The 15,362-nt window shown below is 39.7% G+C and carries 13 protein-coding genes; 7 read left to right on the top strand and 6 right to left on the bottom strand.

The genetic code is table 11. The features are described 5' to 3' along the window. Positions 1-34: 34 nt before the first annotated feature. Positions 35-1,159 (bottom strand): response regulator, encoded by a 1,125-nt coding sequence (locus tag QCD85_RS11525; RefSeq protein WP_301262684.1) that lies wholly within the window; start codon positions 1,157-1,159, stop codon positions 35-37. Next, complete coding sequence (locus tag QCD85_RS11520) at positions 1,156-4,293, bottom strand: hybrid sensor histidine kinase/response regulator (protein WP_301262683.1); 3,138 nt, start codon at positions 4,291-4,293, stop codon at positions 1,156-1,158. The genes QCD85_RS11525 and QCD85_RS11520 overlap by 4 nt, the downstream gene beginning before the upstream one ends. Positions 4,294-4,507: 214 nt before the next feature. Between QCD85_RS11520 and QCD85_RS11515 the strand changes: the two genes are divergently transcribed. After that, entirely contained in the window at positions 4,508-5,446 is a 939-nt protein-coding gene (locus tag QCD85_RS11515) for an NADP-dependent oxidoreductase (protein WP_274171522.1), read from the top strand. A 20-nt stretch (positions 5,447-5,466) separates the two neighbouring features. Continuing rightward, a complete protein-coding gene (locus tag QCD85_RS11510; protein ID WP_301262682.1) occupies positions 5,467-5,802 on the top strand; it encodes a hypothetical protein in 336 nt (111 codons plus the stop codon). Positions 5,803-5,892: 90 nt separating this feature from the next. Here the strand turns inward: QCD85_RS11510 and QCD85_RS11505 are convergent, their stop codons facing one another. Next, on the bottom strand, positions 5,893-6,534 hold the full coding sequence (locus QCD85_RS11505; protein ID WP_367317641.1) for a pyroglutamyl-peptidase I: 642 nt from the start codon (positions 6,532-6,534) through the stop codon (positions 5,893-5,895). Positions 6,535-6,717: 183 nt separating this feature from the next. On the opposite strand from QCD85_RS11505, the gene QCD85_RS11500 reads away from it, so the two are divergent. From QCD85_RS11500 to QCD85_RS11490, 3 genes are all read left to right on the top strand, one after another. Beyond that, complete coding sequence (locus QCD85_RS11500; RefSeq protein ID WP_204826009.1) at positions 6,718-7,212, top strand: glutathione peroxidase; 495 nt, start codon at positions 6,718-6,720, stop codon at positions 7,210-7,212. A gap of 85 nt (positions 7,213-7,297) precedes the next feature. After that, a complete protein-coding gene (locus QCD85_RS11495) occupies positions 7,298-7,693 on the top strand; it encodes a rhodanese-like domain-containing protein (RefSeq protein ID WP_204826008.1) in 396 nt (131 codons plus the stop codon). Between the two features lie 456 nt (positions 7,694-8,149). Then, positions 8,150-9,736: an alpha-amylase gene (locus tag QCD85_RS11490; RefSeq protein ID WP_301262681.1), complete on the top strand. Its 1,587-nt coding sequence runs from the start codon at positions 8,150-8,152 to the stop codon at positions 9,734-9,736. Positions 9,737-9,819: 83 nt separating this feature from the next. Here the strand turns inward: QCD85_RS11490 and QCD85_RS11485 are convergent, their stop codons facing one another. Continuing rightward, entirely contained in the window at positions 9,820-10,455 is a 636-nt protein-coding gene (locus QCD85_RS11485) for a nitroreductase family protein (protein WP_301262680.1), read from the bottom strand. Positions 10,456-10,557: 102 nt separating this feature from the next. Here QCD85_RS11485 and QCD85_RS11480 point away from each other — a divergent pair, with 102 nt between their 5' ends. Continuing rightward, positions 10,558-11,637: a DNA alkylation repair protein gene (locus tag QCD85_RS11480; protein ID WP_301262679.1), complete on the top strand. Its 1,080-nt coding sequence runs from the start codon at positions 10,558-10,560 to the stop codon at positions 11,635-11,637. 153 nt (positions 11,638-11,790) lie between these two features. Here the strand turns inward: QCD85_RS11480 and QCD85_RS11475 are convergent, their stop codons facing one another. Beyond that, the gene (locus QCD85_RS11475) at positions 11,791-12,393 is read right to left on the bottom strand and encodes a nitroreductase family protein (protein ID WP_204826005.1); all 603 of its coding nucleotides are present in this window, start codon (positions 12,391-12,393) and stop codon (positions 11,791-11,793) included. A gap of 282 nt (positions 12,394-12,675) precedes the next feature. Between QCD85_RS11475 and QCD85_RS11470 the strand changes: the two genes are divergently transcribed. Beyond that, on the top strand, positions 12,676-13,527 hold the full coding sequence (locus tag QCD85_RS11470) for a DUF72 domain-containing protein (protein WP_301262678.1): 852 nt from the start codon (positions 12,676-12,678) through the stop codon (positions 13,525-13,527). Positions 13,528-13,615: 88 nt separating this feature from the next. On the opposite strand, the gene QCD85_RS11465 is transcribed toward QCD85_RS11470, so the two are convergent. Continuing rightward, complete coding sequence (locus tag QCD85_RS11465) at positions 13,616-15,286, bottom strand: alkaline phosphatase (RefSeq protein ID WP_441005620.1); 1,671 nt, start codon at positions 15,284-15,286, stop codon at positions 13,616-13,618. Positions 15,287-15,362: the final 76 nt, after the last annotated feature.

Genomic DNA, 15,362 nt, shown 5'->3' with positions numbered 1-15,362 from the left:
CCCCTATCCTTTTTATAATTATATATTTGGTCATTTATTGGTGAAGTCGTTGATATAATTGTATCGTTTCTTTTTGAGGTTCAATGCCTAGATCTTCTTGTAGTAAATTCACAAAACTTCGATAGCAACTTGTTAGCAAAGCATAATGACCGATACTGGCATAAGCAGTCATTAACAATCGGCAAATTTCTTCTGAATACGGATCTTTTTGCCATGCGCTTAATAGACGCTGAATAGCTTGCTGTTCCCGATTATGATTGATCTCATATTGAGCGGTGGTGAACAATAGATTCATATAAGCTTGCAATAAATTTTGGCGACGAATACTTGCCCATGGATAATCATGTTCTTCTAAATAATCACCTCGATATAACGATAACAAGTGTTCATTTTGATGATAGCAATCTTCGGCATAATCTTTGTCCGCTTGAATGCCTGCTTCAAATCGATCTACATCATTCATAATACCTTCTTGATTCAATCGATATCCTTCTTGTGCATATTCCAGCTTGGTAGTGATACCCCATTCTTTGAGCAACTTCCGAATCTGATATACCGATGTATGCAAATGAGTGGTTGCTTTTTCTTCCGTATATTCCGGCCATAACGCATCTATAATTTTTTCTTTGGAGACCCATTCTCCTTTGTGATGCATCAGAAAAGCAAACAACTCTTGAGCTTTCATTGTACGCCATTTTAGTTTTTTGCCATCATGGTGTCCATCTTGTAAAGTAAGCCGCTTAAAGCATAATACTTTGACCATATCTTCAGCAGGCTCGGTCTCTACCACTTGAGTAGTTGGAATCGAATTGCGTATCCGTTCTAACGTTTTTTGAAAACGAACAGGCACAATCGGTTTTAATATATAATCCAGTGCATTTAATTCAAATGCTTCTAAAGCATATTCAGAATAGGCTGTAATATAAATAATTTTGATTCTATGATCAATCTGTTGAATATATTCAGCCGCTTCTAGCCCATTAATCTCAGGCATCCCAATATCGAGAAAAACAATATCGGTTTTGTCTTTTTTCAAATGATCGATCCCTGCTTGAGCAAATGTATATTTGCCAACGACCTCAATATTGCCATCTTTGTTTAACAGTTTTTCCAAGTGTAACAATGCTGGTTTTTCATCATCGATCAAAATCGCTCTCATGCGCTTATTTCACCTCCCGGAATCATAAAGCTTACCGTTGTTCCTTTACCGATAGTACTTTCAATTTGTAGCCCTTCCCCGTACATTGCGAGTAGACGTTTGTGAATATTAATCACACCTACACCACTATTGGCAGACGCCGCAGACTCGCCTGCTAACAACGCTTGAATCTTTTCAGGTGCGATACCGATACCATCATCGTGAATACGTACGAATAGATCATTCTGTTGTTCTTGAATCGAGATCGTCAGTATACCACCTGCTGCTCTGTTCATCAGCCCATGTCGTACTGCATTTTCAACAAGCGGTTGTATACTAAGCGGTGGAATCATTTGCCCGATTTCACGATCAATATCCCATACAATCTGCAAGCGTTCATCAAAGCGTGCTTTTTCCAAAAATAAATACGATTGAATCAATTCGATTTCTTTGTTCAATGTGGTTAACTGATCCCGATTCTGAAAATCAAAACTTCGCCGTAAATACTGACTGAGCTCAATCAACAATTCCGAAGCTTGATCTGGATCAATCGAACACATCGCAATAATCGTATTCAGCGCATTGTATAAAAAATGAGGCTTGATCTGTGCTTGTAAAAAAGCCATTTCTGTCCGTAACACAGTCTGTACAGATGATTTGAGTGCTAATAATGTATTCACACGTGCTCTTAGCTCGATCGCATGAACAGGCTTGCCTAGAAAATCATTAATCCCTGCTGCAAATCCATTCTGAATATCTTCAGGACGACTTCGTGCAGTCAACATCAATATCGGTAATTCAGATAGAGAATACCGCTGACGAACCTGCCGGCATAATTCCAGTCCCGACATCCCTGGCATCATCCAATCGGTAATCATTAGATCAATTTTCGGATGGTACCGTAATTTATCCAGCGCTTGCTTCCCACTTTGAGCTTCAATCACCACATACTGTTGTAACGATAAAATATTGTTCAACACCTGCAAGTTCATCGGATCATCATCGACAATCAAAATAACATGCGTATGCGGAGCAACAGATGATTCATCATCGTTATGTGCTACTGCATCTTTTTCACGTTGTAACACAGGTTTGTTTTTAGAGATCGATTGTTTGACTTCGTGTTGAACAGTGATCGGTTTGGAGAACGTGGTAAGTTCTTTGGTGATCGGTACATCCGCTGTCGGCAACGTCACTGTAAATGTAGATCCTTGACCGGGAACCGAGTCTACAGTGATCTGTCCATCGTTCAGCTCGACTAGCTTTTTAGTAATGCTAAGTCCTAGCCCTGTACCAGCATAACTTTGTTCTGATAGCCCTAACCCTTGCTCAAATGATTTGAAAATATCTTCATACCGATCTGCTTCGATCCCGATACCTGTATCTGTTACAGAAAAAGTAACCGCTTGTGCACCGACTTCTACAATAAAACGAATCTCTCCTTGTTCAGTAAATTTCACAGCATTGCCAAGCAAGTTATATAAAATCTGAATTAACCGATCTTCATCGGTATACAGTGGAGGTACATATTCAGGCCATTCTTGTATAAATACAATTTGTCGTCCTGCTGCGGTATAACTAACAATTTCGAGTACGGATTCAGCAACAGTACGTAGATCAACCGCTTTGCGATCTAACAACAGATCACCATTTTTCAATTTGGAATAATCCAGAATATCATTGATTAATGCTGCTAGCTTACGCCCTGTTGAAGATACTAAGATCAGTTGCTCCGCTTGCTGGTCTGCTACAGGCCCGGCCGCCCCTTCTATCAGTGATTCCGTCATATTAATCATGCCATGTAAAGGGGTACGAAGCGCATGTGATGTATTGGCTATAAATTCATCTTTTAATTCATCTAACGTCAGTAATTGCTGAGATAGGTTCTCGATTTGTTGAAAAGAAAGGGCAAATTGTCGGCCGATCAACAGACACTGCGTAATGACAAAAAATAATACTTCTAAAGGAATAATCACTGTATTGTCGATAATCCCTCGCAGACTGATTAAACTAATAATCGCAACGACCGCTAGACTATGCACACTTAACAGCATTGCCTGACTATTCGGTTGCTTGCGAATAACCGCTCTCACTACGATATAGAGGATATATGCCACTGTAAGCAAGTTACAGAAAAACCATCCTTTATCCACCTGAGTGAAAAAAGTTGTCGGTGTTGCTAACGCCATAATCAGCAATATAATAGACATGATTCGATACATACGTAACACCCAGCGATGAGCTACATTCGGTAACGATTTACTTACATAAAACAGCAAACAATAATAGAAGGTTACCGAACAGATGAGTTGAACACGCAATACAATATCGTAGGAAAGATCGGGTAATATCATACTGAATAACTTTTCTCCATGTGTTAGAACATGTACAAAAGCAGCGATACAGAAAAATCCTAGATATAGCAAGGTCTGATCTTTACGACGCATATGATAAAGAATCAATACATACAGACCGGGAAGCAGAAATCCTCCCATCACTGCGATATCACTAATAATCGAAATTTCACGTTCTTTAGTAATCGAAGCCAGATCACCAAAATTGATCGGATAAACGATACCACCAGACGAATAACTATAATTCGAGACTTGAACAACCAGATCTATCGTATTACCATTTACAGGAACCCATGTGTTATAAGGAACATTGTTAGGGATCGTCGTTGCTGCTGTCGTCCCCGGAGACCCGCTAGACCCTACAAGTTGTCCATTGATAAAAATGCGATTAGCTGTACGGATATTTTTGACATGAATACCATACATGCGTTCCGCTTGCTCTGGATCTGATACCAGAATGCGCAAATGATACGTTGCATACCCAAAAGCAGAAGCTCCATGTTGCTCCATCACTTTATTCCATGATTGAGGAACTTGAATAGGTTGAGCCGGAGTATTCGTCGATATTGCTTTTCCATGTTGAAAATCTTGCGGATTCAGCAAAACAGAGGGGTAAATATCCCATTCCCCATTAAGGGGAACAGTGCCATCTGCTGTGTAATCCCACTGACGCAAATCCATGACTCCATGTTGTGAGACAGGATGTTTGATTGTATCGTCAAGATATTGCCGGATAAATCCATATACAGGCAAAGCGATTAATAAGAATACAATTATGGGGACTAGCCATTGTTTTTTCATAACGGCTCCTTCATCTTCTTCTGATGTTTACTATTTATGTAAGAATCATTTGCAGATTTGCGCAAAATAGTTCATGTTCTAATCTATATAACGGTCAAAAGCATCCAGAAATGTTGGTTTTGACGCAAAATAATTAGACTTTTTACTAATTATTCAAGATGTATGATTTGGTGTATGTTAACTATAGAGTCATAGCATATAAGGAGGAATAATAATGAAAGCAGTTGTAATCGAACAATACGGTGAAAAAGAAGAACTGAAAGAAATGAATGTTCCTGATCCTGTGCCCGGAGAACATCAAGTAGTCGTCAAATTAAAAGCGACTTCGATCAATCCGATTGACTGGAAATTACGTGCGGGTTATTTAAAACAAATGATGGATTGGGAGTTCCCGATTATTTTGGGATGGGATGCTGCTGGTGTGATTACAGAAGTCGGCTCTGCGGTTACCGAATGGAAAATCGGAGATGAAGTATTCGCTCGTCCGGAAACAACGCGCTTTGGTACGTATGCAGAGTACACGTTGGTAGATGATCATTTGTTAGCAGCATTGCCTGTTAGTGTGACCTTTCAAGAAGCGGCTTCGATTCCGTTGGCAGGACTTACTGCATGGCAAGCTCTGTTCGATCATGGACAATTGAAAGCCGGTGAAACGGTACTGATTCATGCAGGAGCAGGTGGCGTAGGTAGTCTTGCGATCCAACTTGCTAAAAATGCAGGTGCTCATGTTATTACAACAGCTAGCGAAAAAAATAAAGAATTTCTTGAATCATTAGGAGCAGATCAAATAATCGATTACAAATCGGCTGACTTCTCCGAAATCTTGTCCGATGTCGATCTGGTATTTGATACGATGGGCGATAAGATTCAAGCCGATAGCTTCAAAGTACTCAAACCCGGTACTGGACGCTTAATCTCAATCGTTGGAGAACCGGATGAGAAGCTCAAAGCACAATACGATGTAACTGCCAAATCGATCTGGTTACAACCTAACGGCGAACAGTTGCAAAAGTTAGCGTTATTAATGGCTGAAGGTAAGCTCAAAGCCATCGTCGGCACTGAAATTCCTTTTTCTGAAAAAGGTCTTCAAGAAGCTCATGAATTAAGTGCTACTCATCATGCTAAAGGTAAAATTGTAATCACGTTTGAATAGAAACGGTGGTGCAATCTCCAATGGGATGGATTAATCCTGCAAGTGTGTTTCCAGATCCTTTATTTCGTCTGGTCTGGTTGATTGAATTGTTGGTTTTATTATTTATTATTTTGGCAGGTTCACGTTTTTCTCGTAAAAGCTGGATCGGTACGACAATCTTATTTGTACTGGGATTGTGTGCTCTTCTGCCGGGGTATATTTATCAACTAACTCATCCAGATCCAATAGGAGCGTTAATTGATATTCCGTTATTATTGATGTTCCCGATTATGTTGGTCAGTCTGATATGGGCAATCATCATCTGGATCTATCGATGGTACAGTAGACAACGTTCACGCTCTTCTACCACAGGTTAACATCACAAAAACCTCTTACTTCGATAGATCACCGAAATAAGAGGTTTTTGCTTTTTATTTATAAGAATAGACTACAGATAGGACTAGCAATTATTCGTCTTTTTGCAATTGCTCTACTGTCGTACGTATAATTAATTGTAGTGCTCGGGACATTAAGTTGATCGGCAATGTCGGAAGACTTGGCTTATGCAGAGCCATTTCTGTTGAAGCTGGAAAATGAACAAAGCCTGCACTAACACCCGGACTGGACTGCTTTACATAATCCAGCATACCGTACATGACATTGTTACAGATAAACGTTCCGGCTGTATTAGAAATGACGGCTGGAATCCCATTTTCAATCAATCGATCAGTGATCACACGAATCGGTAACGTTGAAAATAATCCATCCGGTCCATTCGCCCGAATCGGTACATCTTGTGGACGTTCGTTACGGTTATCAGCATAACTGGAAGCTTCGATGTCTTTGATATTTACTGCAATCCGCTCCAAATTAACAGCTGTACGTCCTGCTGCCAGCCCGCAAGCGATAATAATATCAGGCTGGAATCGCTCCACTTCAGCAAGCAGTAGTTCGACACATTCATCATAGTGTACAGGTAACAAGATCGTATGCAGTTCTAACGAAATATCTGTAAATGAATAATCTTCCATCGCTTGCAATAAAGACTGTGTTGGATTGATAGTATGACCACCAAATGGTTCAAATCCAGACAATAATAGTTTCATCATTTACCGCCTCCTGTATCGTATACGGGTGTGCTATTTGTAGAAAAAAAGACCTTTGCTTTGTTTACAGTTTACATGAAGTTGATCAAGTTGGACATTGACATTTAAAATGGATACGTTACAATTAAGATATATATTTATGAAAATTAAATTTTGCAAAATCATTTTTAAAGGAGATGGAATAGAATGTCAGTCTACGATTATTCAGCAACAACAATTGATAAAGAAGAAAAGTCTCTTGCCGATTACAATGGTGATGTACTCCTTATCGTGAATACAGCAAGTGGTTGCGGTCTAACTCCTCAATATGAAGGTCTGCAAAAATTATACGATACGTATCAAGAACAAGGATTCAAAGTACTTGGCTTCCCTTGTAACCAGTTCAAAGGACAAGAGCCAGGCACAGAAGAAGATATCAAATCTTTTTGTCAGGTGAACTATAATGTTAGTTTCCCGCTATTCTCCAAAGTAGATGTGATTGGTGAAACTGCTCATCCATTGTTCCAATATCTAGTGAATGAGACTCCTGCTCCTTCTCGTACAGGCGAGATCGAATGGAATTTTGCCAAATTCTTGGTTGACCAAAAGGGAAATGTGGTTAAACAATATCCATCACGTCTTGATCCAGCAGAAGTAGAAAGTGATATTCAAAAAGTACTTGCTGGTGAAAAGTTAAACTAATTGTATGCTGAATACAGTTGTTAAATTGTGGTAAAATAATGATGAAGTACTACTTTCACACTAACTAACTGGAGGTCGATGAACAATGGCATTAACATTTACGGATATGGTAACAAAAGCAAGAAATAACGTACCTGGTGTATCTTCTGAAGAAGCACGCAAAAAAATCAACGCACAACCTGAAACATTTATTATTGATGTACAGGATGCTAAAGACGCTGGAGCTTGTGGTCTAATTCCAAGTAGCGCTAATATCACGTTGGGTATGTTGCCAATTCGTGCTGATCTACAATTGCCAGAAGAACTGCGCGATGGTCGTTTGTCAGATCGTTCACGTCCGATTCTAGTGACTTGTGGTGCAGGCGGACAAGCTGCTCTTGGTGCTTACCTTCTTAAAGAAATGGGCTTCACTGATGTAGCTTATATCGATGGCGGAACAGCAGCATGGAAACAAGCTGGCTTTGAAGTCGAAGAAGCATAATTTATTTTCCTCACAACTATTATTGTCTATTTATTTTTTAAAAGAAGCCTTGAAGATTGCTTTCAAGGCTTTTTGTTTATCGTCTTTTCTACATTACATACTGACTTGATTGTTGTTGATAAGGGTAAATAATAATGGCTATTATTTGTAATCGTTCTCATTTTTGGATTTTTATAAAAGTTGTTCTGATGTTGCTAAAAGATTATTTTTATAAAAAAGGCGAAATAGAGCGATATTCCTGCTCAAATGGGCTTAATCGCTTATTAAAAGTAGATACTCTTCTACATTATAGCGATAACCTGCACTTTGCTACGTTTAACATGCCTAACTAAATGGGTAATGTTTTTCACAGCCGTACGCAGTCTACGCCGAGATTGGTACTTTTGAGAGTTATGGTCTCTCTTCTTCCTCCGGTGGCAGGTCGTTCGCTTGAAAAGATCAAGGGGGTAATAATAGATGAGTCGCAATGTAACAATGATGCAATTTTTTGAATGGCATGTCGAGGCTGATGGTTCACACTGGAAAAGATTGCAGGAGACAGCAAAAGACCTTAAAAAAGCAGGAATCGGAACGGTATGGATTCCACCGGTAACCAAAGGGCATACACCACAAGATACAGGATACGGTGTGTATGATCTGTATGATTTGGGTGAATTTGACCAAAAAGAATCAGTACGTACTAAATATGGTACCAAAAAAGAATTGCTAGATGCGATTGCTGCCTGTCACCGACTTGGAATCAATGTGTATACCGATCTAGTCATGAATCACAAAGCAGGAGCAGATGAGACCGAAGCATTCCATGTCATCGAAGTCGATCCGAATAACCGGACAGAAGAAATTTCTGAGCCATTCGAAATCGAAGGTTGGACGAAGTTCACTTTCCCGGGTCGTGGCGAAGAATATTCTGCTTTCAAATGGGATTATCATCATTTCAATGGTACAGATTATGATGCTCGTGCAGAACGCACAGGTATTTTCCGTATTGCTGATGAAGGCAAACAATGGAATGAAAATGTAGATAATGAATTTGGTAACTATGATTATTTGATGTTTGCTAACATAGATTATAATGTTCCAGAAGTTCGTGAAGAAATGATCAACTGGGGTAAATGGATGATTGATACCACTCGTTGTGACGGTTTCCGTCTGGATGCTATTAAACATATTAACTATGAATTCCTACGTGAATTTGTAGGCGAAATGATCAACAAACGTGGACAAGATTTCTATATTGTAGGCGAATTCTGGAATCCTGAATTAGCTGCTTGTCAGGAATTCTTGGATACTGTTGATTATCAGATTGACCTGTTTGACGTATCACTACATTACAAATTACATGAAGCTTCTCAATCTGGAGCTGCTTTTGATTTGTCTACGATTTTCAACGATACGTTAGTACAGACTCACCCGACCAATGCAGTAACCTTTGTCGATAACCATGATTCTCAACCAAATGAAGCGTTAGAGTCATGGATCGAAGATTGGTTCAAACCATTAGCGTATTCATTGATTTTGCTACGTAAAGATGGATATCCTTGCGTATTCTATGGTGATTATTTCGGAATCGGTGGCGAACATCCAGTAGAAGGTAAAAAAGATATGCTGGATTGCTTGCTATACTCTCGTTACCACAAAGCTTATGGTGAACAAGATGATTACTTCGATGATGCCAATATTATCGGTTGGGTACGTAAAGGTAGCGAAGAGATCGAACGCTCTGGTTGTGCAGTCGTGATGTCTAATAGTGATGGTGGCGACAAACGGATGTTTATCGGTGAAGATCATGCTGGTGAAATCTGGGTAGACATGACCAATGCGCGTGAAGATCATATTACGATTGAAGAAGACGGTTGGGCGACTTTCCCTGTCAACGGTGGTAGCGTATCGGTATGGGCATTGCCTGAACTGGATATCGAACATACAGAAGACAATGAAGATGACGGCTGTGTAGCTGTTCCTGAAGGAGAAGAATTAGAAGCGAACGTTGTAACCGATCATGATCACCATGAATCTCATGACAACGAACCTGCTAATTCATAATAGTCGATCATAAATCAAAGCGGAATATCCCCTTATACAAAGGAGATATTCCGCTTTTTTTGCTATATAATTGAAAGAACATATCAATTGGATTGAAACTGATGATAACTTACAAATTCAGCGACAGGCTTGCGGTAACCGCGAGGTCTTTGACTGGAAGTATCTTCTTTGCCAATAGTAATCATCATAACAGGTACATGGGTATCTGGAATATCCAGTTCGTTCACAACTTGTACCGGATCGAAGCCGATCATTGGACAAGTATCCCAGCCTTTTTCTTTGGCGATAAGCATTAATGCCATAGCAGATAGACTTGCGTTACGAATCGCTTCTTCTTTTTGAAAAATCTCGCCTCGATCTTGATAAAACTGGATCGTAGAAGACACGGTCTGATCATATTCTTGCTTGCTAAGTATCCCTAGATTGAACATACCTTCATAAATCTCAGCTGTATGCTGGTGAGCTTGTGTATTGCCCAACACCACAATCACAGCCGATGAAGTAAGTACTTTATATTGCTTACCTGAAGCTTCATACATTTTCTGCTTACCTTCAGTATCGTTAACGACTACATAATGAACATGTTGCAAATTAAAAGCAGAAGGTGCAAGCTTAACAAGGTTGAAAATTTCATCTAATTCTTTCTCAGTGATCTGAATATCCGGTACAAATTTGGTTGCTGATCTTCTGTTTTTGTATACATCCAAAAATTCTCCCAATGTATTTCCTTCTTTCTTATAACTAATTTATAGTATATATTATTTTATCGGTTAGTTATTATAAATATGTATACCAATATTCAAAAAGATTGGAGTTCTACGATGGAAAATTTTAAAGATCGATTTAGCGAATCTTTTTTACAGCATTTTGTTGATGTGATGATAGAACAATCTTCCGAGTTCCAAGCAGATCTATTTTTGCAACAGATTTATGATGATCAGTGGCACGAACTTGCTTTCAAACAACGTTTACGGCATATTGCTGAAGCGATTACGGTTGCTCTTCATCTACCTTATCCACAAGCTATCGATATCTTAATTAAAGCCGCTCCCTACTGTCGGGGTGTAGAATATTTATTTTTCCCGGATTATGTAGAGTTAAATGGTCTGGAGCATTTGGATGTGTCGATACGTGCTTTGGAAGTATTCACTGTGTATTCTAGTGCTGAATTTGCTGTACGTCCTTTTATTATTCGATATCCGGCACAGATGTTAGAGCAGATGGATCGCTGGATCGTAAGCGATAATGAGCATCTACGCCGTCTGGCGAGCGAAGGATTCCGTCCACGCTTACCCTGGGCGACCCAGTTGCCTTTGTTTATTCAAGATCCATCGCCAACGCTAGAACGGTTAACCAAGCTTAACAACGATCCTTCGCTTTATGTACGTAAAAGTGTAGCCAATCATCTAAATGATATTGCCAAAGACCATCCTGATCGTATCGCCGAGTTAGCTCAACAATGGTATGGTCATCATACTCATACAGATTGGATTGTTCGTCACGGCTGTCGTACACTGCTGAAGCGTGATCATCCTGCTATATTGCAATTGTTCGGCTATATCGCCAGTGAAGACGTACATATAACCCATTTTCAAGTACAGCCGACTACAGTGATGATGGGCGATTATGTTGAGTTTTCATTTACACTGGTTAACGAATCGGCTACAGAGCAATCGTTGCGGATTGATTACGAGATTCATCATATGAAAGCAAACGGCAAAAATGCTCCTAAACGGTTCAAATGGACAGCCAAATCTTTCGCTTCTGGCACCCATGTTATCCGTAAAAAGCATCTATTTAAAGAAATTACTACACGTAAATATTATGCAGGTATTCATTATGTATCGATCTATATTAATGGTGTAGAGCAAGATAAAGCTTCGTTTATGTTAGAGCTGTAGTTCATTTCAGTATTATCATTGCTTATAAGATTGCTTATGACTTTTGTTATGAAATACCACTCTTATATACCATCCAGATAGAATCATTCCAGCAAAAAAAGCAAGCCAGCTACAGCATTTAACTGTAGTTAGCTTGCTTTTTGTTATTAGCCATTATTTCAAAACGCGAATACGTTCTTCAAGCGGCTTGAACTCTTTGTCGCCTGCAGGTGCTGTTGGCTTACCAAACGGCATTTCTGCAACCAATTTCCATGATTCTGGAATATCCCATTCTGCTTTGATCTTCTCATCGATCAATGGATTGTAATGCTGTAGTGAAGCGCCATAACCTTCAGCTTCAAGCAATGTCCAGATCAAATATTGATGCATACCGGAAGATTGTTGTGACCATACCGGGAAGTTATCTTGATATGCTTGGAACTGCTCTTGCATACCACGAATAACCGACTCATCTTCGAAAAATAGGATGGTACCATAACCAGCTTGGAAGCTATCCATTTTTTCTTGTGTAGGGCCGAATTTATCAGCAGGTACGATTTCTTTTAGAATATCCGTTGTAAACTGCCACAATTGATCATGTTTTTCACCTAACAACACAATTACACGAGCACTTTGAGAGTTAAATGCGGATGGTGTATGTAGTACCACCTCTTCTACAATCTCTTGAATACGTTCGTCAGAAGTTACAGCTTCTTTGCTAATACCATAGATACTTCTTCTGTTCTTCATTGCACTAAGTATATCTGGATTCGTCATTACAATCATCCTCCTTCAATCAAATTGAGTACGGAAATATAATTGGTGCTCCTATGTTATTTACCCATTGTGATAAAAAACTATCAGTAACGTACAAAAATAAAGAGAAATACAATGTACTTTCTTGATCTATACATCTGTAAAGCTCGCTATAAGTATATAAAAATAATACATATGTAGAGACACGGTCATTTCATTTGTTTAAGGATTTATCTCTTTCGTTTAATACTACTTAGAATTCAAAATTATTATTCAATTAGAGACGCTAGGAGGGAAATGAGCATGATTGAGATCGGACTTACCGGATTCGGAGATCATCCCGAACTCTATGGCAAAATCAAAGCGCCAGAACGATTACCTACGTATAGTGAACATTTTCCTATCGTTGAAATAGATAGTTCGTTTTATGCTGTTCAACCTGTCAAAAATGTAACCAAATGGGTAGAACAGACACCTGATCATTTTGGGTTTGTATTCAAAGCCTATCAAGGGATGACCGGACATTTACGCGGGAAAAAGAATTATTTTGATACCAAAGAAGAAATGTTCCAAGCATTCCATGTGTCGTTACAACCGGCGATCGATGCAGGCAAATTAAGGATGGCGTTATTTCAATATCCACCGTGGTTTGAATGTAATCGTGACAATGTCGATACCCTGCGCGAAACACGTGAACTCATGGGCGATATTCCTTGTGCTTTAGAATTTCGTAACCAGACCTGGTATATGCCAGAATTCCGGGAGAAAACGCTAGACTTTATGCGTAAAGAAGATTGGATTCATACGATTGTTGATGAACCTCAAGCAGGCATGGGCTCGATTCCGATCATTACCGCCGCTACTTCCAAACAAGCAACCTATGTACGGATGCATGGACGCAATATAGATGGCTGGCATAAAAGTAGTGATCCAAATTGGCGCAAGCTCAGATATCTGTATAAGTACAATACCGAAGAGTTAACAGAATGGCGGGATCGACTGCTAGAGATTCAAAATCAGTCCGAACATGTCTATGTAGTATTCAATAACAATTCCGCTGGCGATGCGACGCCGAATGCCAAAGAGTTAATTGAACTATTAGCTGACAAAAATGTGTTGTCTGAAAAACATGATATCGGAAGTTCTTCATCATAATATATTTTAATGTAGTTTATACCGCTATTTTTTTACGCAAAAAAGTCATATCTCTTAATAAGAGATATGACTTTTTGCTTGGTCTTATTTATGAAAACAAATCAACAGCATCTTGTGGTACATAAGTCTGTACACCGTTATGAATAACATTGCCTTTGAGCTTCACCGTTTTGCCATTCCAGTCTGCTGTATTTTTAAATACAGGTAAGCGCAATGTATCGTTTCCTTTGGTGACGACCACCACTGGATTACGAGCATCAGTCGCATCCCATTTAACAGTAGCGCCTTTAGCTGCAAAAGCAGTTTTGGCAGGTACAAATAATTGCTTCGATACATCTGCTAGATCCACTTGCAATGCTGAAGCCATATAACTAGCGATATCACTATTTTCAACCACTCCTGTTAACTGTACACCGCCCGGTGCATACGAATACAGAACCACTTCACCGCCCGTATGACCGCCTGTTGTCCAGCCGATATGAGCACGTTTGCTAATCATTGGACCGACTGCGTAATTCATACGTCCTTTTTCGGCTGCTTTGATTGTAGCGATCTCTTCTTTTGTCAGATCAGTAATACCATAGTATTGCTTCATCACTGCTTTGATATTGGTACGGTTACTATTGAATTTCTTTTCCAATCCTTCACCGGTTGCTTTTGCTTTTTTCAACGGAGCAATAAAGGTAGACAACGGTTCTTCGTCATATGTTCCGGTTGTACCTGCATCCCCAATCGTAATCCCGCCGTTACCATGATCGGTAGCCGCAATCACTAATGTATTCTGATCTTGTTTGGCAAAAGCAAGTGCTTTCGCAACAGCGCGATCAAAAGCATTCACTTCACTAATAATCCCGATCGGATCATTGGCATGAGCTGCCCAATCCACTTTACTGCCTTCTACCATTAAGAAGAATCCTTCTTCATTTTGGGAAAGGACTTGAATCGCTTTGTCTGTCATTTCCGCTATACTTGGTTGCTTCACAGGATCACGATCCATATCGTTTGCCATCGCTGTATCTGCAAACATTCCCCATAACTTGCCGGAAGAAGCGGCTTTTAGTTCTGCTGTATTTTTAACGATATTATAACCGGAGCTCGCGATCACTTTGGTCAAATCTTCGCCATCTTCACGTCCTGCTGGTGTAAAGTATGTCGCTCCGCCACCAAGTACCACATCCATACCTGCATATACTTGTTGTTCGCTTAGAGCATCATAATTGCTTCGATCTGGATAATGAGCACTAAAGTCTGCCGGAGTCGCATGCATAATTTCAGAAGTCGCTATAATCCCTGTCGATTTACCTGCTAATCTTGCTGCTTCTACAATATTGGCAACAGGTTTTTTAGCATCACCAGGTGCTAATTTGGGAAGCCCTGGCATTGTATTTTGATCAGGCAATACGCCTACATAACCAGTATGTGATTTGAATCCTGTAGCAAAAGCTGTTCCTGCGGGAGCCGAGTCAGCGATAGCGGCATCCGCAGAATATGTACGCACAAGTCCGCTTGCCATTTCATCAAGTGCTAATGCTTTGCCTCCATTATACCAACGGGCTAACGTTGTACCATCCATGCTCATTCCATCTGGAATTAACATAATCACATTTTTGGCACGAATTTCTGGCTGTTCTTTACTCGCCGCACTAACCGTTTCACCAGCAAGACCGAGTAGTAATGAAACAGCCAGTGTACCCGCTGTAATAGAAAGCTGTAGCTGATTTAATTTGCGTTTGTTGATCATCTTAAATATAACAATCATCCCCTTTTTTCTTTATGAACAGGATGATTGTAGCAATCAATGATCAATTAAATACCTTTATTACGTGCAATCTTTG

The sequence above is a fragment of the Paenibacillus sp. PsM32 genome, assembly GCF_030433815.1.
Taxonomy (GTDB): Bacteria; Bacillota; Bacilli; order Paenibacillales; family Paenibacillaceae; genus Saccharibacillus; species Saccharibacillus kyungheensis.
The sequence above is the reverse complement of the archived record's forward strand: the minus strand, read 5'-3'. Positions and strand labels throughout refer to the sequence as shown.